Genomic DNA, 23,488 nt, shown 5'->3' with positions numbered 1-23,488 from the left:
CCGGTACCGTTTCTGCTTGTAATGAAGCAAAGATGTCCCAATACCATTTTCAGGACTTCGGGACACCTGCTTTATCATTTATTTATAAAAAGTATGATTGCCGATCTTTTTGGCGTACTGCCTGGAATGATGCACCGTCAGATCTTGGGCAAGCTTAAGAGACAGGAAGAAATACGTATCGTCAGTCACTGCCTTGGTTCCGGAGAGTGCGGCGGTAACAGCTTTAATACTGTCCCCGTTGGGCTTCACGCGCTTAAGACGCCCGTTGCCCACAGGACTGAACTGGCTTTTCTGATAGATTACATCATGTATGGTGTCGGGAAAATTGGCTGACCGCAGCCTGTTCAGAACAACGTTGGCGACTGCCACCTTGCCCTGGTACGGTTCGCCTTCTGCTTCTGCCATGACGATTTTTTGCAGCAGTAGCAGGTCTTCTTCGGACACCGCGTAGCTCCAGGTCGCTTGACCTCGCTGCTCCTGGCTTAATAGCTTTGTCCGAGAGAAGAACAATTGAGTGGGGGGATGTTGCTGAATTGCCGTCTTTTGGGTAATTACGGTCTGGCTCCCCTTAGCCACCGCCGTCTTGGCCACTTGCTGCACCATGGGCGGAGTTGACTTCACCACAGCTGCCTTTTGCCGGAGAATCCCAGTCCTTACTGCTGTACCTTTCGGCTTCAGTATATCTGGACTGATCCATTCCAAGGTCTGCCTGATCCTCTGGGTATGGAACAGATTGGCGGCTGTGGTGTAGAGCATGGGTTTCGGGGTATTCTTTGTCCTCACCAAGCTAGTTGAGGCTTCACTGGACAGGGTCAACGCCGAAGCTTGTCCCTTCGAGTTCAAATGATTCATTTGTACTGTATTTTTGCCCTTTGCGGTTCCTTCAGAACCAAGCAGGCTTATCGCAGAGAAACACACCAGAATAACGCCAACAAGCAGCGCAATACAGCGGTTTTGTTTAAAGATTGCCATTTTTTACCTCCTAAATTTACGGCACATTCCTATTGTATGTAACCGAAAATGGAAGCTTTGAAAACTTTCTTATCGATTTTATATCAGAAAAACGGTAATTTTTCGATCATTTCATACATAGGAATGGCATGCATCCTGGTAGCATACACCAAAAAACCATCCACCGTCCAGCCCGCTGTTCCAATATCTTCCTCAACATCGGGCAGTTGGGCACGTAAATCAGAAAGCCTCTCGAGGCTGAACGGGAGGGTATCGCGGTATTTGCGGGCCAATGTAAGATGTGGTTTAAATTCTCTTGCTTCGGGTATGAAACCAAGAGGACGGGTAGCGGAAATCACACGCTTCTGGAGATCCGCCAGTTTATCCATCTCTCCGGAAACCCCCGCCCAGAGCACTTTTGGCGCTTCCAGGCGCCCAAAAGCCCCCCATTCTGTGAGGTGCAGTTGAAATGGCTTACAAGTGGAGGATACCTCCTTCAAGGCCTCAAGAAGATCAGGAATCAACGGCTTGGGTGTATCCCCGAGAAATTGCAGGGTAATGTGATAATCCTCAGAATGTGTCCATTTGGCAAAATTCAGCGTGGCAGACAAGGAGCTGCACTCTTTTCCCAGGCTCTTACATAGTAGGGAGGGAAGATTCACCGCGATGAACAAGCGTTCCATTTCAGAGCCGGACTGCTTACGATCCATTTCAATTTCACCTTTCAGGGTAGATTTGTTATCCTTATTCTATACAGAATCAGACAGCCCTAGTGAACTACACACCACCTAAGAGGTGGGTGCTTCTTGGTCAATAGAGCTACTGCTCCAAGTTTACCCAAGCTTATAGGCTAGTTCCTAGCCCAATCGTTGCCCTATGATATGGCTAATTGTAGTAAGTTTTTAGCTGCGTTTACATCTCTGTCATGTTGTACACTACATTCAGGACAAGTCCATTCTCGTACTGCAAGGTTTTTCACTTCTGCATTTTTGTAGCCACAGCAGGAACAACATTGACTACTTGCGAAGTGTTTAGGCGCAATCATCAATTCTCTACCGTACCATTCTGATTTGTAGGTCAGCATTTCTCTGAACAGGCTCCACGATACTTCGGAGATGGCTTTCGCTAATTTGTGATTCTGCATCATGTTCTTTACACGCAGGTCTTCCATCATGATCACTTGGTTATCGCGTATCATTTGGGTGGACGTTTTGTGCAAGAAGTCTTTACGTTGATTCGCTATTTTTTCATGAAGCTTGGCAACCTTCAGCCTTGCCTTATTTCTGTTATTGCTCCCTTTTTTCTTTCTCGACAAGTCCTTTTGCAGCTTGGCTAATCGTTGTTCCGAATGACGTAGATGTTTCGGATTTACGATCACTTCACCATCCGAAGTTATCGCGAAGTTTTTTAGTCTCAGATCCACCCCAATTTTCTTTTCTGTTTTCAGCAGAGGGATTCGTTCTGTTTCCACCAGTACGGAAGCAAAATATTTTCCTGATGGTGTTTTGGATAGGGTGCAGGATTTGATTCGCCCGGTGAATGGACGATGGACCTTGATTCGGATTCTTGTCTTTAGTTTCGGAATTTTAATCGTTCCCTCTTCAATGGCTATCGTTCCGTTTTGATTGTTCGTTGTGAAGCTATGGTTGTTCGTCTTCTTGCTTTTGAATTTAGGGAAACCCACGTTCTTATCCCGAAAAAAATGCGTATAGGCTTTCTCCAGGTGGAGCTGAACGTTTGCTAATGCAAGGCTGTCCACTTCTTTCAGCCACGGGAATGCTTTCTTGTACCTGGCAGGTGTATTATGGAGCATTTTCTCCGTTTGTTGATAGTGTTCGATCTTATCCGCAAGCATTTTGTTGTAGATAAACCGGACACATCCGAACACCTTAGCTAGATATTGTTGTTGCTCGGGGTTAGGATAAATCCGGTACTTATACGCTTTATGTACGAACATACCACGCAACTCCTTTCCAGGAATTTACGAATTCATTATAGCACAAATGTTCGCATGCGTGGATGTTCATTTCCTATGGATTAGAAAGACCGTTTACATTCATCCCACCACTTTAGAAGTGGGGGAATTCTGACAACTTATTATTAAATAGTATAATGGGAGGGAACCATCTTGACGAAATCCATTGTTTGTTTGCACACTCTTTCACCACGGCAGCAAGAGTTAATCCGCGAAGCCGCTCCAGGTTATTCCCTTATACTTGGAAACAGCAAAGATCCCGATCTTGCCATGCTTGCCGAAGCCGAAATTGTTATCGGCTGGGGCAAAGGAGTTAGAGACACGCTGCTGAAGCCCGAGTCTCCGCTGCGCTGGGTGCAGACCTGGTCGGCGGGGATCGAGAAGCTTCCTCTTGATGCGATGGAGGACAAAGGAATTCTCCTGACCAACGCCAGCGGTGTGCACGCGGAGCCGATTGCAGCGGTCATTTTCGGCTTCATGCTGCTCTTTACCCGGAATCTGCATACAGCGGTTCGCAATCAATTGAACCGCCGCTGGCATTCGGAAGGCAATGAGAGTGAACTGACCGGTAAAACGGCTGTTATCGCCGGAACCGGTGCTATTGGCAGTGAGACCGCAAGAATCGCAAAAGCCTTTCGGATGAAAACCGTGGGCGTAAGCCGCTCCGGCAAGCCGGTTGACAGCTTCGATGAAGTTTACACGACTAGTCAACTTCAAGATGCTGTAGGCCAAGGCGACTTCGTGATCAACACACTCCCGCTTACCGAAGAGACGAAGCAACTGTTCGATGCTGAGATCTTCTCAGCCTGTAAACAGGGCTCTTATTATATCAATATTGGCCGGGGAGCCACAACCCATACAGAAGCTCTGATGGAGGCGCTGAACAGCGGACATTTGGCCGGTGCCGGCCTGGATGTTTTCGAGGCAGAACCGCTTCCCCGGGAGCACCCGCTATGGGGGATGGAACAGGTCATCATCACCCCGCATTGTGCCGGGGCCACGGACCGCTATGCGGACCGGCTGGTTGATATTTTTATAGAGAACATGAAATCCTATTTGAAATCAGGAGCCCCTGCACGCAATCTGGTAGACTACAGCCGCCGGTATTAACGGAGTAAGCAAATAACGGGTGCTGTCCTCTCCCAAGGACAACACCCGTTATTTAATGTTCACGAACAGGTTCCGCATCAGCAAAACATCCGCTAACGCTCCGCTCTTCTATACTTGAAACCGCGTAACTGATTCCTTCAGCTCTCCCAGCAGGGTTCTAAGCTGTTCTATCCCGGTTGCCACCTCATTGGTGGAGCTGACCTGCTCATGGGCTGATGCCGAAGTCTCTTCCACACTGGCCGCCGATTCCTGGGCCAGGGCTGAGATGTGCTGGCTGAATTCATTCATGGTTTCACTTGCCCCGGTCATCTGCTGGAGATCATTGCCCATCTCATCAATGGTGCTGGACATCACGTATACTGACTTGTTAATTTCGGCCAATGCTTCACCTGTTTCCATGATTTTGCGGCTGCCCTCTTCCGTCTTCTCCACACCGCTGCGTAATTGCTGAACCATTTCCCTGGAATCATCCTGGATGCCTTGTGTGATGCCGGTAATCTCCGAGACCGTCTGCTGCACATCCTCCGACAGCTTGCGCACCTCCTGTGCAACAACAGCGAAGCCTCGTCCGCTATCACCGGCTCTAGCAGCCTCGATTGCCGCATTAATCGCCAGAAGATGCGTCTGTTCAGAAATGCTGCGGATCGATCCCACCAGCCTGAATATGCCCTCGTTCTTGAGATTAAGCTCTTCTACCGCCTCCATGGATCGTGACACCACCTCGGCAATTTGGCCCATTTGTGCTACAGAGCTTTCCATCAATTCCTTACCTTTATCGCCCTTCATCCTAACCTGCTCGGAATGCTCCGACAGTTCTATGCCTTTGCCGGCAAAATTCTCAATCAGCCGGTTCATGTCCTCTACAGCTCTGGATGCATCCACAGCCGCTTCGGCCTGACTTCCTGCCGCCTTGGCCAACTCCTCCATGGTGAGGGCAATCTGGGTGCCCCCTTCCTTGGTTGTAGTTACGTTATTTACCAAGCCTTCACTTTGTTCTGTAATAATCTGGGCAACGCTTCTGATCCGGTTGACGATTTCCAGAAGGGTCCGGTTCGTGTCATTCACTGTCTTTGCCAAGAGGCCGATTTCATCCATATTCCCAATAAGGGTATCCTCCGCAGTCAAGTCACCCCCGGATATACGCTGTAGATGGATAGTCACCTTCTTCACCGGGTGAATCATCAACCGCCGGATGAGCATGTTGATGCCCCCGATTACAATCAATACCAACGCCAGCGTGATAAGACTCAGGGTCCAGGAGGTCTTGTAAATATCACCAGCCTGCTCTCCTTTATCCGCAGCTTCCTTTTGACTGGATTCCACAAGCTTCACGATATCAATCTGCATGGCGTTAAATGCGGCAATCCCTTTTTTCGAGACTTCCAGGGCAAGCTCCTCATCGCCTGATCCGCTAAGCTTGATCGTCTGGTTGTTGATAGTCATATACTCATCCCACTTATCCTGGAGAGCATTGAACTGCTGCAATTGACCTTCATTCTTGAGGACAGCCTTATAGCTTTTCATGGTTTCAGCCAACTTGCGGATATACGAATCACGTTCCTGTTCAAGCTTCGCCTTCCCGGTACCCCCGGTATCTAAAATATGCTGCATGCTGACAGACATAATATGTTCTGTGTAGTAATTGATATTGTGGATCTGATTCAGCGCAGGAATCATCTCGTCGACGATTTGGCCTGTATTCTTCTGCATTCCTTTCATTTGAGACAGGGAGACGCCCCCTAGAACCATAACCAGAATGGCCAAGACTACATAACCGGAGGCAATCTTTATTGAGATGCTGCCTCTGACTTTTGCGACCCCCCGCTTCATGATCCCGCTATTCCACCTTCCCGAGGTACCTTTCTTCCCAAAACCTTTCTGCCTAAGCCTCTCAACCATGTCAGCGCCCCCTCAACCTTTGTGAAAACATAACTTCAACTTCCAATTGTTACTTTTCATTTTCATAAATAGGCAAAACTAAAGACTATAGTCTTTATTTCGGAAGAATGAATTAAGAATTTTATACTATGTAAGGTTCAGGAATAGGGAATTAGACATATTTGCAGGTGGACCGGGATTAGCTGGGCTATCCTCATTTATTGTATATGAATAGCCCCCGTGCGGCTGCACGAGGGCGATGTGCTGTTATGATTTGCTACTCCAGAATCATTTCATCGACATATACGCTAGCTGCACTGTCCGTAGAGAATATCTCCAAGCCCAGCGCGCGAACCATTGTCTTATCGATCTTGACCTTTCCGGTCCAGTCATATCCATTCAGATCCAGCGAAATCCATTGGTATTGATCCGTTAAGGTCACTTCATCCGTATTGGCCCAGTCCCAGTTCGCTCCACTTTTCAGGAACATCTTGCCCTTGGCCGTTCCGGATGAAACCCGCACGTGAAGCTTCAAGGTGCTGCCGTTGCTCAGGTCCTTATCACCCACGAAGTTCAGATCGAAGACCTTCGGGGCTTCCGCCTCAAGCGGATAGTCAGCGCTCAGTACCCCTTTGCCTCCGTCAGTACCCGATATCAAATGGCTTGCTCCCATAGTGTTAGCACCAAATGTCCATCCTTGCACAGAGCCTTCGAAGTCAAACAGGGTTCCCAGAGGCAGGCCGCCTCCGGTACTTCCGCCCGGCACATTTCCGGCATTCGGATCATTAACCGCCTTAATGTCGTCAAAGTACATCGAAGATGTCAGCTGCGTACCATCCGGTCTGGCATTGGTGTAGATTGAGAACTTTTGAACATCCTTCAGGTTAGTCTTGGTCAGTGTTCCTGTAGCGCCATTGGCCGGAACGAACTCACTGAACTTCGCAGTTACAAGTACAGCCTCGTCAGTGGTCGTGTCCGGGTAGTACTCGTAAGTGCTGCCACCGGCATTGATCTGTATTACCAGTTTCTGCCCCTTGGCATCCGGCTTATACCAGAATTGAAGTGCATTGTAAGCGGACCAATCCACGTTAAGCGCCTTGGTCACACCTGAATATCCGCTCGTGCCCAGGGTATAGGTATACTTCATGCCGTAACTGCCGCTATGCTTATTCGCATCTAGCACCGTTTCGGTCGCATCTCCACCCGCATGCACAAATTTTGTATTCAGCGCCTCGTTACTGCCCAGATAGCCTTCGAAATCGTCAACCATTGCCGGATCAGCTCCGGTCTCCACATAGGTGCTGTACAATCCGATATTGTCGATATACAGCGGAATACTCCCGCTTGCCAGTCCACTGCCCACAATGGATACCGCAATATCATCGGCTGCCAGGAGCGCCGCTGCGTCAGTCAAATCAATAGTCGGTGTAAAATGCACATATTCCACGCCATCGATGGTTACTTTTGGCAGATCCGCAAAAGTGACCTGTGTCGTTCCGATCCCATACTTGCCGTTCCAATCCGGAGGCAATTGCACGACTGCCTGCAGACTTGCCTTCCCATTCTCCGGCTGCGCGGACAATGGAACCCATGCTTCCAGCTTGACGCGGGTCACATCCGATAAATACACACTGTCTATAACCGTTTTTGCAGTTTTGAGCTCCAGCTTCAGCTCCTGCCAAGTATCTGCGGGGTTCATCCCGCTTGCATTCACCTTCAGCACACCGCTGCCGTTGAACGAAACCGGCTGGGTGGAGTCTATTGCCGCCTGATAGCCGCCGTTGCTCTGAACACCCTCAATGCCGTTGTCGAATGTATAGACTCCAAGCAGAACTTCACTGATTTTTACATAAACCGTGTTCGTCTGTTCCAACAATACGGTTCCGCCTTCACCGTATACCCTCACCGTGACCGTCGCCATCTTACCGTTCAGCTTCGCGTCCGGGGACCAGTCTGCCACATAAAAGCCTGTTACCGGGTCCAGTACGAGCGGCATCTCCGCAGTAGATCCACCAATGGAATATACCACTTTTGACGGCTCCACATTTAGTACGCGAACACGAATACGGGTCGTCTTCTCCGTTACAGTCGCCTGATTTGCCGGAGAGGCAATGTGCATGAACGGCTGCTCCTTAGCAGCGGTAACTAGCTTTGTATAAGCACCGTTAATCTCGCCGCTGAACAGTGTGTACGCATCATTAAAGAAAGCTTTAAAGTCGGCCATCATCTGATGCTGTTCTCCAGAAACAAGCGCATAAGGAACATAAGAGTTCTCGCTTGGGGTGAAATCAGCCCAGGTCAGCATATAGGCCATTCGCTTGGCATCCGGACTGGATTTTAACGCCGTACTGAGACGGGTATAGAAATCCGGAGTGGAGTTGCCTGCCACCTTCATGTTCTGATAGCCAAATTCAGTCAGCGCGGCAACCTTGTGCTTCGTATCGGCAATCTTCGAGAGCGTTGCGGCCTCTGTCGCCACACCGTCGAACCAGCTTTGCCCTTCCCCGTTGTAGTAGCTGTCGAAGCCCAGAATATCTACATAATCATCACCAGGATAGGTTTCGAGATACTGCTCTTCATCCGTACCAAAACCACCGCCCGGAGAGTACGCATACAGGAAGTTGTGCACTTTCTTAATGTCCCGCAGGTATTCCACTGTGTACCGGTATAACTCTTTATATTGATCCTCTGTTGTAAAAGCACGCCCCCACCAGAACCAGCTGCCGCTCTGTTCATGGAACGGGCGGAAAATAACCGGAATGGGCTGGCCGCTATCGTCTTTCAGACTGTTCGCAAAGGCCGCGATATGATCCAGAAAGGTGTTGAACTCGGCATGCTTGTCCCCGCCGGGCAGGATATGTGATACGACAGAGCCCTTAAGGTCATAGAAATCGCCTCCGGTCACAAAGTTAGGCATATGTGAGCTGAGGGTAAGTACACCTCCCGATTCATAGGCTTTCTTCATACTGGCAACGAGGTTGCCGATACTGGCATACACATCCCCTGATACTCCCGGCTTCTCTTTGCCTTCCAGGCTGAGTGTATCCCAGCCGAACAGGGCCGGATGAGCACCAACGGCATTTTTCACATCGGATTCCGTTCCGTCAAGCTTCTTGATGGATTGGCCTTCGTCGGTTACGTGCTGCTGCCCGAAAAGGGTGCCTGTTCCTCTGATATCTTCCAGATAAGCGAACAGTGACCGGGTGGCAGACGATGCATCTGCATCTGCCAAATTCACGAGACGCGGGGACGGTTCGGTTCCCCCGTTACCGCTGCTTGGAGCAGGTGTGACCACCGGGCTGCTTGGTACCGGTGTTACAGATGGATTGCCAGGCGAAGCTGTGGCAACCGGCTGGCTTGGAGCCGGAGTACTGCCCGCTGCGGTCCACGCCGTAGCCACTCCGCCCTTAACACTATAGATTCCGGCCGCCAGAGGCTGGCCGTTCAGGACAACGGATGCTGCGCGGACGTCTAGCTTGCTGATCGTTCCCTTGCCTGCCAGAGAAGTGCCTGCAGCACCGCTGCCGATTACAAGTTCGGAAATCACCGCATTCTCGGCCACCTCAATAATAGAAGCGCTTTCAATTCCCATCCGGCTTACAGTTGTAGCGCCCTCGTCTGCGATACGCACTTTACCTTCCGGCCGGTTGACATTCACTGCAGCCAGCTTGGAATGATTGAAATGAATGGAGTTCTCTCCGCCTCCAGCAGTATATACGGAACCTGTCACGGTTACATTCTCCAAGGTGGCTTCACCGCTACCGATGCCGGGCGCCAAATATAAATTGCCCGAAATCACACTGTCTTTGAGCACAGCACCTGTGTGGTTGATCAGGACATTGCCCTGAATAGCACCGCCGGTAACCGTTCCGGACGTGTTAATGTAACGGCTGACCAGTCTGTCAACGATGCTCACCAGCTCAGCCCGGGTAATGGGAATGTCCGGACGGAAGCTGCCGTCAGGATATCCGCTAAGCGTTCCGTTCAGCGCTTGAACGGCTTCCCTGGCATAGCCGCTGATAGCGCTACTGTCCGTGAAAGCGGCAGATGCCGCACCAGTATTTGGCTTTAACGAGAACACTGCTGCAAAAAGAGCGGCGGCATCCTGACGGGTGACTTTTGTATCCGCTTTCGCTTTGTTGTCCGGGAAGCCTTTATAATAACCGGCCTGTTTGGCGATAGACAGATCCTTGGCATACCAGACTCCTGCCGGTACATCTGCAAAGGGGTTCACTGCCGCAGCGCTGAATCCGAAGAGCTTATTCACCATGCTGGCCAGCTCAGCCCGGGTCACCTGATTATCTGGCCGGAATGATCCGTCAGGGTAACCCTGAACCACACCGTTTTCCTGCCACTTTGCAATACTGTCCTTGGCCCAGTGCATTCCCATCTTCTCATCCGCCTTGCCGCTTGCAAGCGCAGGAGCCGCCATCGAAATCAGCATGATGGAGGTGAGGAGCAGCGTGAACCCTTTTTTGAATCTCTTCATCCATTTGTCCTCCTTTTGTGTAAGGGTTTTCATTTTTACGAAGAAACATAATAACTACATTGGCAATATTAGCACTACAACCATAAATAAACAATAACAAAATTATAATATTTTCTAAAATTTTTATCTATTATTGAAGTTACTGAAGATAAGAAATAGTTATTATTCGCATAAACCTATGTATATCAAGGGCATATTAGTAATACCCCTTTTTACAAACGGAGGCGCTCAACTGAACTACCTCAACCAAAAATAATAACAATATAATAACAAAATAGAGCAAGGCAACACCAGAATTCTAAAGCAAAGACCAGAAAAGAAAATAAGAGACCAGAAAAAAGCCGCCCCTTACAGGAACGGCTCACTTTATTTAGGAAGGTTCACTCTCATGATCAGCAGCTTCAGCAGCTTCCGTCGATCAGCTTCATTCTAGTCCAGATCATATATCGATCCGACTTTTAATCCGTACAGCTCATTGTATATTTTCTCGGCAAAAGCATCCGTCATTCCGGCGATATAATCGATCACCATATGCTCCCAGGTCCAGATGGGCTTAGCCTGACGCTGATCCTTCTCAAAACGCTGCAGCCAATCGCTGGGAATAATCGCCCGTGAGGCTTCCGGGTCCAGGAATGCCTCCCATAAGCGCCGCAGAATCCACTCGCTGCGTTTTTGCAGCCGCTGCACACGCAGATCACGAATCATCGTGACCCAGGCAAAGCTTTTCAGCACACTGACGGTCCGCAGCATGTCCTCATCCTCTTGACCATCTTTAATGAAGGTAACCTTCTTCCAGTCCCCATCCTCAATGACACCAAGGCTGGCTACAAAGGTGCTAACCCAATAAGCCTTGACCTCGCGCCGGGTACGGGAATAATCATTCTCACAGGTAGGCATCTTCTCCATCCATACCCGCAGGAACGAGCTCAGTACCTCTTCAACCTTGATGTGTATGTCGGCATCCTTCCACCCCATCCAGAAGGCATCCTCTAAAGTGGTGATTTTCTCTACGATCAGCTTCTGGATATACGCATCATGCATGAAGTGCTCATGCACCTCAATTTTACCAGCTTTAATGCCATCCTCCAGATCATGCGCAGAATATGCGATGTCATCACAAAGGTCCATCAGTTGGGCTTCGAGCGTCTTCTTTCCTTCCGGAACTCCCCACTGGCTGCGGATGTCCGAGATATAATTCCATTCGTGCAGATACATGCCCTTCTTCAAGACCGTACCGGGAAAAGGGTATTTATTGATCCCCAGCAGCACCGCATCCGAGAGGTTTAGCCCGTCGATATTTTCGCGTTTCTCCAGGAACATAATCAGCCGGAAATTATGGGCATTGCCTTCAAAATGCTCATATTGCCGTCTCATGTTCTCACGGATCGTCTGCTGCTGCACCGGACCTGCTCCGGATTTGCGAACCGCCTCCGCTGTCTTCTTCGCCACAAGCTGCTCCAGTATGCTGTCGAGCACCTCTTCTCCCTTGTGGCCGAACGGCGGGTGACCGAAGTCATGGGCGATCGCTGCACACTCCACCACTTCCGGATCGATGACCAGCCCGGGATTCTCTGCTTGTCCGGTCTCCACCTCCGGGTAGGAGCGCAGCAGGCTTTTGGCCGCCTCACGGGCAATCTGCGCCACCTCCAGCGAATGGGTCAAACGCGTCCGGTAATAGTCTCCCGTGCCTGCACCGAATACCTGTGACTTGCCTTGCAGCCGGCGGAAGGTCGGCGAATGAATCAGACGTGAATAATCACGTTCATATGCGGCTCTAGAGGTTTCCAGGCGGGTAATCTCCGGATATTGCCGGTGCTCTCTCTTTTCAATTAGTGTCATATCCGCTGCCCCCATCCTTGTTCTGTATTTAGTATTTCATTATAGTCATTTTACCCGGAACTTTCACTCCTAAATAGAAATAATCGGGGGACTCGGACAGGTATGAATATTTCATATCCGTCCTGGCGCATCCTAGAACAGCAATGCAAATAACCTGTACCGGATACAGAGTGGAATGGACCTGAAGCCAATGAAATCCGTCTGGAGAACCACTGCCGCTGCACTTGCAGCAATAATACTAGTCTCTGGCATGACAAACCCTGCACAAGGCAAGCCCATTGTCAAAAACCGTGACTATTACGAGCAGAGAGGCGACATGATCTGGGAAGTGCACACCAGCCAAAAAGTAATCGCCCTGACCTTCGACGATGGTCCCGATCCCTCCGAGACTGATCAGATTCTGGCGGTGCTTCGTCAGTACAACGCCAAATGCACCTTCTTCGCTATCGGCAAACGAATCGCAGCCTACCCCGATGTCGCCCGAAGGGTGATCACAGACGGACATGAATTGGCCAACCACACCTATAACCATATCTATTTCAAAAAGCCGGTCTCCGGGCAGCAGATTCAAGAGGAGCTTGCGCTGACCGAGAAGGAGATTGTGAAGGTAGCCGGCAGGCACAGCAGCCTGTTCAGGCCGCCGGGCGGCATGTACGACGAGACCCTGGTCGATGTCTCCAACAGCATGGGCCTTACGCCGGTGCTCTGGTCTTGGCATCAGGATACACGTGACTGGAAGCGCCCGGGTGTGTACAGCATCGCCAGCCGCGTGATCCGCAATGCGCACAGCGGCGACATCGTGCTGCTGCATGACCATGTTCATGGACAATCGCAAACCCTGGAGGCACTGAAAATTATTCTGCCCGAGCTGCAGAAGCAAGGCTTCCGCTTTGTCACCGTTTCCGATATGATCGGACTGTCCGATTTCCAGCAGGTCAAGCAACGCAGACATCTGGCATTTTAGCCTCCTCTAAGTCTCCAGCCTCCCGGGTGAATGAATTGCACAGGAACTTAAAATAAGGTAGTCTTGAGCTATTATAGCTGTATTCAGAGAACTGCCGCAGTTCATCCTTAGGAGGCTTTATCCATGTCCGAAAATACATCCTACACAACCGAGGAGATCGCCCGGTTGTTGAAGATATCCAAACTCAAGGTCTATGATCTGATCAAAAAAGGGGAGTTGCCCTCCTACCGGGTCGGCAAGCAGATGCGTGTGGATCTTTCCGACCTGGAGGCATACAAACAGAACTCGCGCAGTGGTACTTCCGGAAGTCTGACGACAGCCCCAGGGCTGGCCGAAGCGCCGGTGTCCATGCCTAAGCCCGTCCTGCCGCTGCAGTTTAACCAGACGCAGGGACACTCCGGCAAAGCCGCCGGCGTGAATGTGGTGATTACCGGGCAGGATATGTCACTGGACATCTTGGCAACTCATCTGGAACGCAGCGAGTCTTCTGCCCGTCCTCTGCGGTCGTATGCCGGGAGTCTGGACAGCCTGATTGCGATGTACCACGGGGAATCCGACATTGTCAGCACCCATCTGCTGGACGGAGATACAGGGGAGTACAATCTGCCTTATATCCGCAGACTGCTGGTCGGCTTTTCTTATATCGTAGTGCATATGCTGTCCCGGAGTGCAGGCTTCTATGTGCAAAAGGGCAATCCGAAAGGCATCCATAACTGGTCCGATCTGCAGCAGGGCGGAATTAAGCTGATCAACCGGGAACGCGGTGCAGGAGCACGGGTTCTGCTGGACGAGCAGCTCCGCCTCCATGGCATCTCTTCCTCCAGCATCAGCGGGTATGGCAACGAGGAGAACAGCCATTTCGCTATTGCCGGCAGAGTCGCCAGGGGAGAAGCTGATGTGGGCATCGGCACAGAAAAAGCCGCCAAGATTATTGACGGTGTTGATTTCATCCCGCTCATCCAGGAGCGGTACGATCTGGTGATACTCAAGACACCGGAGCACGAAGCACTGATCGGAACCGTTATTGATATTTTACGTTCAACCGCCTTTAAGAACGAGCTCAGCTCCATTCATGGCTATGACCTTAGCGAGACCGGCAACGTTATTTACGAAACTTGATACACTTCTATCGCCGCCAGCTTACTCAGAATCCTTATTTTCCTTTTTGTAGCTGAACTTATAGCTCCCTTTCGTTCCGGTTCCTACGATCTCCAGCTTGTAGGTGCCGGTTTGTTGTATCTGCAGCTCTTCCTCCCCCTCCTTATTCGTCTCCAGCTCTTTGAACAGCTTATGGTCAGATCATACAGTTACAGGGTATGGTGGCGGCAGAACTGGTACAAGTCATCCTTGTATCTTTCCACTAAAGGTCCGAGCATTTCCCGCCTGTCCGCCCGGTATCCTTCGATGAGCTGCTTATCAACAATAACACAGCAAAAAGCAGGTCTGTAGGCACTGCTCTGCCCAAAGATCTGCTCTGTATGCTATCATGGATAACCCATACTACCTTCACTCTGTCAGGAACGGCGGTTAACGAACATCAGCATGAGCGCGGAAATGACAATAATCGAGCATACCCACATCCAGGCCAGCGCCATATTCCCGCCATCGACAGCCACGTAAATGGCAGTAGGCACAGTCTGCGTCCGGCCGGGAATATTGCCAGCCACCATAATGGTCGCTCCGAACTCACCAAGCCCGCGGGCAAAGCCAAGTACATATCCGGCTGCCAGCGAGCGGCCGGCGAGCGGAAGCGTCACATATGTAAGCACCTGAAGCTCGCTGGCTCCCTGCGCACGTGCAGCGTCCTCCAGATCCTTTTCCACCCCTTCAAAGCCCGCCTTCACTGTACGGTATACGAGGGGAAAAGCAACGACAACCGCAGCAATAACCGCCGCGCCCCAAGTGAATAGAATCGTGTGCTCCGTAAACTGCTCGTACAGCTTCCCGATCCAGCTCCTCCGGCCCAAAATCACCAGCAATACGAACCCGACCACGGTAGGCGGCAGCACCAGCGGAAGCAGCAGCACCGTTTCAAGCAGACTGTAGCCAGGAAACCTCCGTCCCGCCATCATCTTGGCTGCCAGTGTCGCCAGCAGGAACACAATGATACTGGTTATGACTGAGATCTTAATCGAAAGCCAGACCGGGGCGAAAAAATCAGTCCAATTGATCTCCATCGCTCTTCACCCCGTGTATATGTTAAATAAGTTAAACTTTAGATTCCCTTAGGTTAATTAGCAAGCTTAAACCCGTAGCTGGTGAAGACATCGTTTGCCGACTTGGTCTGAACATAGCTGTAAAAGGCTTTGGCCTCCGCCTGATGCTTCGATTCCTTCACAAGGCCTACCGGATAATTAATCGCCTTGTGCACATGGGCGCCTACGGTAAGAGCGATCTTCACTTTGTTCGAAGTAAGAGCATCCGTCTTGTAGACAAATCCGGCATCAGCATTTCCCGTTTCCACATAAGAGAGCACCTGGCGCACATCCTTGGCAAATACCAGCTTGCTTTGCAGCGTATCCCATACGTTCTTGGCTGTCAATGACTGCTGCGCATATTGTCCCGCCGGAACCGATTCAGGTTGTCCTACAGCCACTTTTTTGAAGCTTTTATCCGTAAGTTGAGTAATCGTTGAAATGGAAGTCTTGGAATCGGAAGGCACAACCAGCACCAGCTGATTCTTCAAAAGCTCCGTATTGTCAGAAACCAGTCCGCCATCGACGAGAGCTTTCATCTGCTTATCCCCTGCTGAGAAGAACAGATCGGCCGGAGCGCCTTGCTCTATCTGTTTCTGCAGCGTACCGGAAGCACCGTAGTTGAACACAAGATCAATATCAGGATGCTGTTTCTCATAGAGTACAGCAATCTTGTCGAGACTGTCCTGCAGGCTCGCTGCGGCAGAGATAATAATTTCCGTTTTTTTCGCCGCCTCAACCTGCTTCTCAGGTACCGCCGACAAAGCCACTGCCAGCAGCACAGCCATTACAACTACTCCAAGTTTCTTGAACATTTCCATTCCTCCCATGTATGTATCTTGTATATTTAGATGCTATTTTAGCATATCCTTTTTGGTTTATCTATACGTTTGATTATGTTTGTATATATTTAGATATGTGTAGTTAGGCTGTTTGGAATTGGCGTTTCTTAACTAACACAAAAAAAGACCTTTAGGCGTAACGAACGCCTAAAGGACCACATGGAAGAGCACTAATTCACTAATTCTTCATCCGTGGATCAAGCACATCCCGCAGGCCATCCCCCATGAGATTGAAGCCCAGCACAGTCAGCATGATGGACAGACCAGGAAACACCACCGTCCAGGGAGCCTTCTGGATGAATTGACGCGAGTCAGAGAGCATTTTACCCCATTCAGGATCTGGCGGCTGGGCGCCAAGGCCAAGGAAGCCAAGGGCGGCCGCTTCGATGATTGCAGTAGCGATGCCGAGTGTACCCTGCACAATAATTGGCGTCAGACTGTTAGGGAGGATGTGGGTAAGCAGAATACGGGTGTTGGTCATCCCGATCGCTCTTGCCGCTGTAATGTACTCTTCCGACTTCAGCGAGAGAACCTTAGCCCGCACAAGCCGGCCGTAGGAAGGGATATTTACGATTGCGATAGCGTACAGCGCGTTCTGCAAGGAAGGTCCAAGAATAGCCACAATAGCAATAGCGAGCAGAATACTCGGAAAGGCAAGCAGGATATCGAACAGACGCGAGATCAGCATATCAATCCATTTCCCGTAGAAGCCGGCCAGCACGCCCAGAAAGGTCCCCGCAATAATAGATCCGATGACTGAGAAGAAACCAACCCACAGCGAGATACGCGCCCCATAAATAATGCGGGTGAACATATCTCTCCCCAGATCGTCCGTGCCGAACCAATGGTCACCAGACGGTGCTTTTAGCCGGTTAACCAGCTCCTGATCTTTGAAGCCATACGGCGCGATGAGTGGTGCCAACAATGCAATCAGCACAAAAAACACGATAATGCCTAACCCGAGCATAGCTGTCTTGTTCTTGCGGAAAGCGTTCCACGCATCACGCCAAGGTCCGGATACCTTGTCGCCAGGTACAGCAGCCGGAGGCGTTGCATGAATTGATGCCTGTCCCATAGGTCCATCCCTCACTTGTAATTGATGCGCGGATCGATAGCAGCGTAGAGCAGATCCACAAGCAGATTGATCAAAACAAAAATAAAGGCAATGATCAGGATCCCCGTTTGAATCACCGGATAGTCACGGGAACTGATCGCCTCGAATATATATCTCCCCACGCCCGGCCAAGCAAAGATTGTCTCCGTCAGCACCGCGCCGCCGAGAAGAGCGCCGGTCTGCAAACCTATTACCGTCAGCACAGGTATCAGTGCATTCTTGAGCGCATGCTTATACACGACCAGGAATTGCGACATGCCTTTGGCTTTTGCCGTACGAATGTAGTCTGAATTCATAACCTCCAGCATGCTGGAACGGGTCATCCGGGCGATAATTGCCATCGGGATCGTGCCCAGCGCGATGCTTGGCAGGATTAGGTGCTTAATAACCGTCCACAGCTGTCCCCACTGTCCGGCAATGATGGTATCAATTACGTAGAGATTGGTGATGCTCTCCACCGGATTGCGCTGGTCCATCCTCCCGATGGAGGGAAGCCAATGCAGCTTCAGCGCGAATAACAGTTGCTCCATCAGCCCAAGCCAGAAGATCGGCATGGATACGCCAATGAGTGCAATAACCATTGCGGTATAGTCAAACCATGAATTTTGCCGCCAAGCGCTCAGAATCCCCGCATTGACACCTACAATTGTAGCGAACAGCATACTGGCAGCCGTAAGCTCCAGTGTAGCCGCGAGATAAGGCATAATTTCTTTGGCAATCGGTGTCTTGGTCCGTATGGAGGTTCCCAGATCACCTTGCAGCAAATCACCCATATAGTTGAAGTACTGCTGCAGCCATGGTTTATCCAGACCGAGCTGCTCCCGAAGCGCCTGCTTCGACTGTTCCGTAGCCTTTTGACCAAGGATAGTTTCTGCCGGATCACCCGGTATTGCATGAATAATGGAAAAAACGATAATTGTCATCCCGATCAACACAGGGATTAGAACCATAATGCGTTTTAATAGGTAGGAGTTCAAATTCGGCTCACCTTCCAGAGTTCCTTAAGCATAACTTGCCGCCGCAGGCAGCGGCGGCAAGGAAATACTTATGGAGCATACTATTCGAAATATATTTCGCTGTAATATTCCGTACCTGTCGGACCTGGAACATAACCTTTCAGATTGGCCTTGGCAGCCAGCAGCGGTGTGGTGTGCACCAGTGGAATCCAAGGCGCATCCGCTTTGATGATTTCCTGAGCTTGCTTATACAGATCGGAACGTTTGGTCTGATCCGTTTCTTTCTGGGCATTGATCAGGAGGGTATGCAGCTTTTCATTTACATAGAAGGTGCGGTTGTTGCCTGGAATCGCATCCTTATCAAGGAGTGTGTACAGGAAATTATCCGGGTCCCCGTTATCGCCTGTCCAGCCGAGCATGTAGATATCATCTTTTTCTCCGGCTTTGGTATCATCAAGATAAGTCGCCCATTCCGGGGATTCAATGACGGTTTTGACGCCGATTTTTTCCCAATCCGCTTGAATGGCTTCTGCAACCTTTTTGCCGTCAGGCATGTAAGGACGGGATACAGGCATTGCATACAGCGTTACAGTATCCGGCAGACCATTAGGGTATCCGGCTTCAGCCAGGAGCGCCTTGGCTTTATCCAGATCATATTCATAATCCTTCACAGCATCATTGTAGCCCCACAGTGATGGAGGCATAGGGTTCACTGCGACAGTAGCCTGGCCCGAGAAGAAGGCATCGATAATCGCCTGTTTATTTACAGCATAGTTCAGCGCTTGTCTCACTTTTACATTATCAAAAGGTTTCTTCTTGAAGTTGAAGCCGAGGTAAGCGACATTGAACGGCGGACGCTGAATCTTCTGCAGTTCAGTATTGCCTTCAAGCGTAGACAGATCATCCGGACTCAAATCCTCCATCAGGTCAATCTCGCCGTTTTGCAAGGCATTGAAGCGTGCCGAATTGTCCGGAATAGAACGAACGATGACTTTGTTCAGCTTAGGAAGTCCTTCTTTCCAGTAGTTGGGATTCTTGTCCAGCGTGATGAATTCATTGTGCTTCCATTCAGTGAAGACAAAAGGCCCGGTGCCTACAGGCTCATTTTTGAAGTTTTCTTTCTTCTCTTTAATAGCTGTAGGGCTGGCAATCCCGAAGGAAGTCATCGCAATGTTTTGCAGGAATGGCGCTTGTGGCTGGTTCAGTGTAAATTGTACAGTCGTCGCATTCACAGCCTTAACTCCCTTGATCACGCGGCTGCCTTCAGGACCGAACATGGAATCATAATAATCAAAAGAATCGCCTTCGAATTTGAATTCACTTGCCGGATCGCTCCAGCGGGTGAAATTGAATACTACCGCCTCTGCGTCAAAATCCGTTCCGTCGTGGAACTTCACACCCGGATGCAGCTTGAAAGTGTAAGTCAGACCGTCTGCAGAAACCTCCCAGCTGTCAGCAAGCGAAGGCTGCACTTCAGAAGTTCCCGGTTTATACTCCAATAGAGAGTCGAATACCTGATGGGCAATCTTCAGAGATTCTCCGTCGGTCACAATAGCCGGGTCCAGCGAGGCAGAGTCGCCGCCGCGTCCCACAATCAATGTATCCTGCGTTGCTGCCGATTCAGGAGAGTTCTCCGGTGTGGTGGTCGCCGCCGCATTCGAGCCGGCAGTTGCTTCTGCTGCAGAATTGTTGTTGTTACCTCCGCAGCCGCTTAACGTCAAAACCGTCCCCAGCGTTACTGCCAGTGCAAGACTACTCCATTTCTTCATCTCTAAAAAGCTCCCTTCTTCCATTTAAAATGTTAAAACGTTTATATGGAGCTGCGTCAAAGTGCAGCCATAAACCAGGGCTAATGATTGATTAAGGAATAGTCTTCCTGCTGTACACTCTAGGCTAAATGAGCCTTGGCCCCTGTGGAATACAAATTACATGCGGTCAAGTGCCCGGCCCCCGTCTCCAGCAGCGGGGGCCTTACGTTACGGCAAATATCCATCACCCGCGGGCAACGGGTATTAAAAGCACAGCCTACCGGCGCATTTGCCGGGCTAGGCACTTCCCCCTGCAGAATAATCCGTTCCTTACGGATATCCGGATCAGGTTCAGGCACTGCAGACAGCAGCGCCTGAGTATAAGGATGCTCCGGCTGGTCATATAGCTTATTCTTGTCGGTGATTTCCACAATCCGTCCCAGGTACATTACGGCGACACGATCGCAAATATGCTTCACCACACTGAGGTCATGGGCTATAAATATGTAGGTTAGTCCGAATTCCTTCTGCAAATCCTGCATTAGATTAATGACCTGGGACTGGATAGACACATCCAGGGCAGATACGGGCTCATCAGCAATAATCAGCTTCGGCTGCAGTGCAAGCGCTCTGGCAATCCCGATCCGCTGGCGCTGGCCGCCGGAGAACTGATGCGGATACCGCTGAAGGTGAGCCTTGGCCAGACCGACAACATCTGCCAGCCGCTCCACTGAAGCCCGCCGTTCCTTCGCATTGCCTACGCCATGCACAATCATCGGTTCCTCGAGGATGCGCTGCACGGTATTACGCGGGTCCAGTGAAGAGAACGGGTCCTGGAAAACAATCTGCATTTCCCTCCGGCGCTTCCGCATCTCTTCCATAGACAGCTTCGTAATATCCTGGCCTTCAAACCAGATTTCTCCCGCCGTGGGCTCAATCAGACGAAGCAATGAACGTCCGGTTGTTGATTTGCCGCAGCCGCTTTCCCCGACAAGGCCAAAGGTCTCCCCTGGTTTGACAGCGAAGGAAATATCATCTACAGCCTTCACATACACCTCAGTCTTATTGAAGAAGCCTTTGTTGATTGGATAATACTTTTTGAGGTTCTTGACCTCCAGCAGGCTCTCACTCATACCGCATCCTCCCGTTGATTATCATGCAGCCAGCATCTGCAGCTGTGGTTCTCATCCTGCAGTTTGAGCTGTGGAAGCGATTGACGGCAGATCTCCATCCTATTCGGGCAGCGGGGCGCGAACCGGCATCCCTGCATCTCCTTGCTCAGGATAGGGACATTCCCGGGAATGGAGTACAACCGCTCTCTGGTTTCACCCATTCTTGGAACCGACTCAATAAGCCCTCGAGTATAAGGGTGCAGAGGATTCTTAAAAATATCCCGCACGCTGCCTTCCTCCACCACCTTGCCGGCATACATTACGGCAACCCTGTGGCACATTTCCGCAACCACGCCAAGATCATGAGTGATTAGCATAACCGCCGTTCCCTGCTCCTCGTTGAGCTTGCGGATCAGGTCCAGAATCTGTGCCTGTATCGTCACATCGAGTGCCGTTGTCGGCTCATCGGCAATGAGCAGTTCGGGACTGCAGGAGATCGACATCGCAATCATCACCCTCTGCCGCATCCCTCCTGACAATTGATGCGGATACTCATCAATAATGGCCTCCGGCCGTGGAATGCCTACCTTGCGAAGCATATCCACCGCATGTGCACGCGCATCCTTCTTGGCCAGCCCCCGGTGCAGCCGGACGGTTTCTATGATTTGCTGGCCGACGGTAAACAAAGGATTAAGGGAAGTCATTGGTTCCTGAAAAATCATGGATACGGTGTCACCGCGGATTTTCCGCATTTCTTTTTCCTTCAGCGGCACGATATCCAGGCCCTTTAGCCAAATATGTCCGCTCACTATTTTACCCGGCGGATTCGGAACGAGCTTCAGAATGGACAGCGAAGTAACACTTTTACCGCAACCCGATTCTCCTACCACACCCAGAACCTCACCCGGATTAATATACAGATCAACCCCGTCCACAGCCGGCACTTCGCCCCGGCCGGTAAAAAAATGCGTATGAAGATCCTCAATTTTCAAAATAGGCTGGATCAAGACGATACCTCTCTTCCACTTAAAAATTGAACAAAGGTCAAATGAAAGGAAAGTGACTTACCTCACAAAAGATAGAAACATTAACCCATATCTAACACATAGCGGAATGAATTTGGGATTAAAAAACCATTGTTGTTATTTAATGTATAACATTACTATAGAATTCTACTGTAGACAAGAGAAACTTATGCATAAAACTAACATCAAATGTTATAGTATAGTAAATTAATTCCTATTAAATAAATATATCGCTATTTATATAGTGATAGCCATTTTTCCAATTGATTTCTCAGCAATTCCCGATAATAGAGAGGCTCTACAATCTCCGCCTCTTCTTCAAATTTTAAGATCCAGCGGACAAAACCAATGTCCTGTTCCACCGCCACTTTAAAATGCACACACCTGCTCTGACGGTCAACCTTGCTCGGCCTCACGAACATATCCTCATTTTTGATCCGGTCCATCATCCGTTCCGAAAACCTGATCTTGAACTCTACCTGCAGACTGTCCTGGTCCAGAGACCATTTCTCCTCCATAAAAGCCTGCAGATCAAATTGCTCTTTGGAAAACCAGTGATTCGTCGGCTTTACATTAGAGAACCCACCCAGATGAAACGTCCGGATAATCCCGAATCGATGACAAAAACCGATTAAATGATAACGATTCTCCAAGGGAACAAGGCAGTATGGGTCAATTCGGATGCCTCTTTCTTCATAGGAATTGTAACTATAGTCGGCTAGAATACTGCTTTGCTTCATAATGGCGGCCAATATTTCAGTCAAAAAGGGGGGCGGCTCATCCTGGTATCCGCTTCTTTCCATCCAGAGCTGTCCTGCTTCTTTCTTGGCAGTTTCCATGGTTTCTTCCCTTTCCGCCTTCTGCTTATAGGCTGCGGCCATTACTTTCTCGTAGGCGCTCTCAAAGCTGGGAGGCAGCATGGGTTTGATATCATCCAAAATGCCTCGCAGTTGTGAAAAAGCGGCCGATTCTTCTTCCGACCAATCCAGAGGATATAAAGCAAAATTACCTATAAAAGCATATCCTTTCCCATGTCCCAAATGGGTTATAGGGATGTGCATGGCACTCAGCGCGTCCATATCCCTGTATATCGTTCTCTCGCTGTTACCGCAGCGTTCCGCCAGTTCACGGGCCAAAATTCCAGGTTTGGCTTGTACTAGCGTAATGATGCGCATTAGCCGGATCAATCGGTCTGTCATTTTCAGTTCCCCTTGAGTTCATGGTAAAATAGACCCATTATTTTAAGTAAATTAGTTATATGTATCTATAACCAATGATCTTATAACCGAA

General features: G+C 50.0%; 17 protein-coding genes. 3 read left to right on the top strand and 14 right to left on the bottom strand.

The window, feature by feature from the left end:
- Positions 1-78: 78 nt before the first annotated feature.
- The 3 genes from A3844_RS25020 to tnpB all read right to left on the bottom strand — a co-directional run bounded on the left by A3844_RS25020 (position 79) and on the right by tnpB (position 2,908).
- Positions 79-972, bottom strand: a complete 894-nt coding sequence (locus A3844_RS25020; protein ID WP_074108780.1) for a cell wall hydrolase — start codon at positions 970-972, stop codon at positions 79-81.
- Positions 973-1,055: 83 nt separating this feature from the next.
- The gene (thpR, locus tag A3844_RS25015; protein ID WP_074108779.1) at positions 1,056-1,661 is read right to left on the bottom strand and encodes an RNA 2',3'-cyclic phosphodiesterase; all 606 of its coding nucleotides are present in this window, start codon (positions 1,659-1,661) and stop codon (positions 1,056-1,058) included.
- Between the two features lie 164 nt (positions 1,662-1,825).
- Positions 1,826-2,908 carry an IS200/IS605 family element RNA-guided endonuclease TnpB gene (gene tnpB / locus A3844_RS25010; RefSeq protein WP_074108778.1) on the bottom strand — a complete coding sequence of 361 codons (1,083 nt, stop codon included), beginning with the start codon at positions 2,906-2,908 and terminating at the stop codon, positions 1,826-1,828.
- Between the two features lie 171 nt (positions 2,909-3,079).
- Here tnpB and A3844_RS25005 point away from each other — a divergent pair, with 171 nt between their 5' ends.
- Positions 3,080-4,036: a D-2-hydroxyacid dehydrogenase gene (locus tag A3844_RS25005; protein WP_074108777.1), complete on the top strand. Its 957-nt coding sequence runs from the start codon at positions 3,080-3,082 to the stop codon at positions 4,034-4,036.
- A 108-nt stretch (positions 4,037-4,144) separates the two neighbouring features.
- Here A3844_RS25005 and A3844_RS25000 read toward each other — a convergent pair whose 3' ends face one another.
- From A3844_RS25000 to A3844_RS24990, 3 genes are all read right to left on the bottom strand, one after another.
- Complete coding sequence (locus A3844_RS25000; RefSeq protein WP_074108776.1) at positions 4,145-5,935, bottom strand: methyl-accepting chemotaxis protein; 1,791 nt, start codon at positions 5,933-5,935, stop codon at positions 4,145-4,147.
- A 256-nt stretch (positions 5,936-6,191) separates the two neighbouring features.
- The gene (locus tag A3844_RS24995) at positions 6,192-10,403 is read right to left on the bottom strand and encodes a glycosyl hydrolase (RefSeq protein ID WP_074108775.1); all 4,212 of its coding nucleotides are present in this window, start codon (positions 10,401-10,403) and stop codon (positions 6,192-6,194) included.
- A 429-nt stretch (positions 10,404-10,832) separates the two neighbouring features.
- Positions 10,833-12,242: a deoxyguanosinetriphosphate triphosphohydrolase family protein gene (locus A3844_RS24990; RefSeq protein WP_074083093.1), complete on the bottom strand. Its 1,410-nt coding sequence runs from the start codon at positions 12,240-12,242 to the stop codon at positions 10,833-10,835.
- Positions 12,243-12,417: 175 nt separating this feature from the next.
- Between A3844_RS24990 and A3844_RS24985 the strand changes: the two genes are divergently transcribed.
- Complete coding sequence (locus A3844_RS24985; RefSeq protein WP_244169850.1) at positions 12,418-13,206, top strand: polysaccharide deacetylase family protein; 789 nt, start codon at positions 12,418-12,420, stop codon at positions 13,204-13,206.
- Between the two features lie 123 nt (positions 13,207-13,329).
- Positions 13,330-14,325, top strand: a complete 996-nt coding sequence (locus A3844_RS24980; protein ID WP_074101813.1) for a helix-turn-helix transcriptional regulator — start codon at positions 13,330-13,332, stop codon at positions 14,323-14,325.
- A gap of 395 nt (positions 14,326-14,720) precedes the next feature.
- Here the strand turns inward: A3844_RS24980 and modB are convergent, their stop codons facing one another.
- From modB to A3844_RS24940, 8 genes are all read right to left on the bottom strand, one after another.
- A complete protein-coding gene (modB, locus tag A3844_RS24975) occupies positions 14,721-15,383 on the bottom strand; it encodes a molybdate ABC transporter permease subunit (RefSeq protein ID WP_074108774.1) in 663 nt (220 codons plus the stop codon).
- A 53-nt stretch (positions 15,384-15,436) separates the two neighbouring features.
- Entirely contained in the window at positions 15,437-16,216 is a 780-nt protein-coding gene (modA, locus tag A3844_RS24970) for a molybdate ABC transporter substrate-binding protein (RefSeq protein ID WP_083607008.1), read from the bottom strand.
- Between the two features lie 205 nt (positions 16,217-16,421).
- Positions 16,422-17,318, bottom strand: a complete 897-nt coding sequence (locus tag A3844_RS24965; RefSeq protein ID WP_074108772.1) for an ABC transporter permease — start codon at positions 17,316-17,318, stop codon at positions 16,422-16,424.
- Between the two features lie 11 nt (positions 17,319-17,329).
- A complete protein-coding gene (locus tag A3844_RS24960) occupies positions 17,330-18,334 on the bottom strand; it encodes an ABC transporter permease (protein WP_074108771.1) in 1,005 nt (334 codons plus the stop codon).
- Between the two features lie 80 nt (positions 18,335-18,414).
- The gene (locus A3844_RS24955) at positions 18,415-20,082 is read right to left on the bottom strand and encodes an ABC transporter substrate-binding protein (protein WP_244169849.1); all 1,668 of its coding nucleotides are present in this window, start codon (positions 20,080-20,082) and stop codon (positions 18,415-18,417) included.
- Between the two features lie 119 nt (positions 20,083-20,201).
- Positions 20,202-21,194 (bottom strand): ABC transporter ATP-binding protein, encoded by a 993-nt coding sequence (locus A3844_RS24950; protein WP_074108769.1) that lies wholly within the window; start codon positions 21,192-21,194, stop codon positions 20,202-20,204.
- A complete protein-coding gene (locus tag A3844_RS24945; RefSeq protein WP_074108768.1) occupies positions 21,191-22,180 on the bottom strand; it encodes an ABC transporter ATP-binding protein in 990 nt (329 codons plus the stop codon). Before A3844_RS24945 ends, A3844_RS24950 begins: the two co-directional genes overlap by 4 nt.
- 251 nt (positions 22,181-22,431) lie before the next feature.
- Complete coding sequence (locus tag A3844_RS24940; protein ID WP_074083084.1) at positions 22,432-23,397, bottom strand: helix-turn-helix transcriptional regulator; 966 nt, start codon at positions 23,395-23,397, stop codon at positions 22,432-22,434.
- Between the last annotated feature and the right edge of the window lie 91 nt (positions 23,398-23,488).

It is taken from the genome of Paenibacillus helianthi (assembly GCF_001909055.1).
Lineage (GTDB): Bacteria > Bacillota > Bacilli > Paenibacillales > Paenibacillaceae > Paenibacillus_AQ > Paenibacillus_AQ helianthi.
Note: the sequence above shows the minus strand (reverse complement) of the source record. Positions and strands in the feature narration are given on the sequence as shown.

What these genes read in the sequence shown, in the direction of transcription:
- A3844_RS24985 (WP_244169850.1), top strand. Translation starts at nt 12,418, where the DNA reads ATGGACCTGAAGCCAATGAAATCCGTCTGGAGAACCACTGCCGCTGCA.
- A3844_RS24980 (WP_074101813.1), top strand. Translation starts at nt 13,330, where the DNA reads ATGTCCGAAAATACATCCTACACAACCGAGGAGATCGCCCGGTTGTTG.
- A3844_RS24990 (WP_074083093.1), bottom strand. Translation starts at nt 12,242, where the DNA reads ATGACACTAATTGAAAAGAGAGAGCACCGGCAATATCCGGAGATTACC.
- A3844_RS25020 (WP_074108780.1), bottom strand. Translation starts at nt 972, where the DNA reads ATGGCAATCTTTAAACAAAACCGCTGTATTGCGCTGCTTGTTGGCGTT.
- A3844_RS24950 (WP_074108769.1), bottom strand. Translation starts at nt 21,194, where the DNA reads ATGAGTGAGAGCCTGCTGGAGGTCAAGAACCTCAAAAAGTATTATCCA.
- modA (WP_083607008.1), bottom strand. Translation starts at nt 16,216, where the DNA reads ATGTTCAAGAAACTTGGAGTAGTTGTAATGGCTGTGCTGCTGGCAGTG.
- modB (WP_074108774.1), bottom strand. Translation starts at nt 15,383, where the DNA reads ATGGAGATCAATTGGACTGATTTTTTCGCCCCGGTCTGGCTTTCGATT.
- A3844_RS24955 (WP_244169849.1), bottom strand. Translation starts at nt 20,082, where the DNA reads ATGAAGAAATGGAGTAGTCTTGCACTGGCAGTAACGCTGGGGACGGTT.
- A3844_RS24995 (WP_074108775.1), bottom strand. Translation starts at nt 10,403, where the DNA reads ATGAAGAGATTCAAAAAAGGGTTCACGCTGCTCCTCACCTCCATCATG.
- tnpB (WP_074108778.1), bottom strand. Translation starts at nt 2,908, where the DNA reads ATGTTCGTACATAAAGCGTATAAGTACCGGATTTATCCTAACCCCGAG.
- A3844_RS25000 (WP_074108776.1), bottom strand. Translation starts at nt 5,935, where the DNA reads ATGGTTGAGAGGCTTAGGCAGAAAGGTTTTGGGAAGAAAGGTACCTCG.
- A3844_RS24965 (WP_074108772.1), bottom strand. Translation starts at nt 17,318, where the DNA reads ATGGGACAGGCATCAATTCATGCAACGCCTCCGGCTGCTGTACCTGGC.
- A3844_RS24940 (WP_074083084.1), bottom strand. Translation starts at nt 23,397, where the DNA reads ATGACAGACCGATTGATCCGGCTAATGCGCATCATTACGCTAGTACAA.
- thpR (WP_074108779.1), bottom strand. Translation starts at nt 1,661, where the DNA reads ATGGATCGTAAGCAGTCCGGCTCTGAAATGGAACGCTTGTTCATCGCG.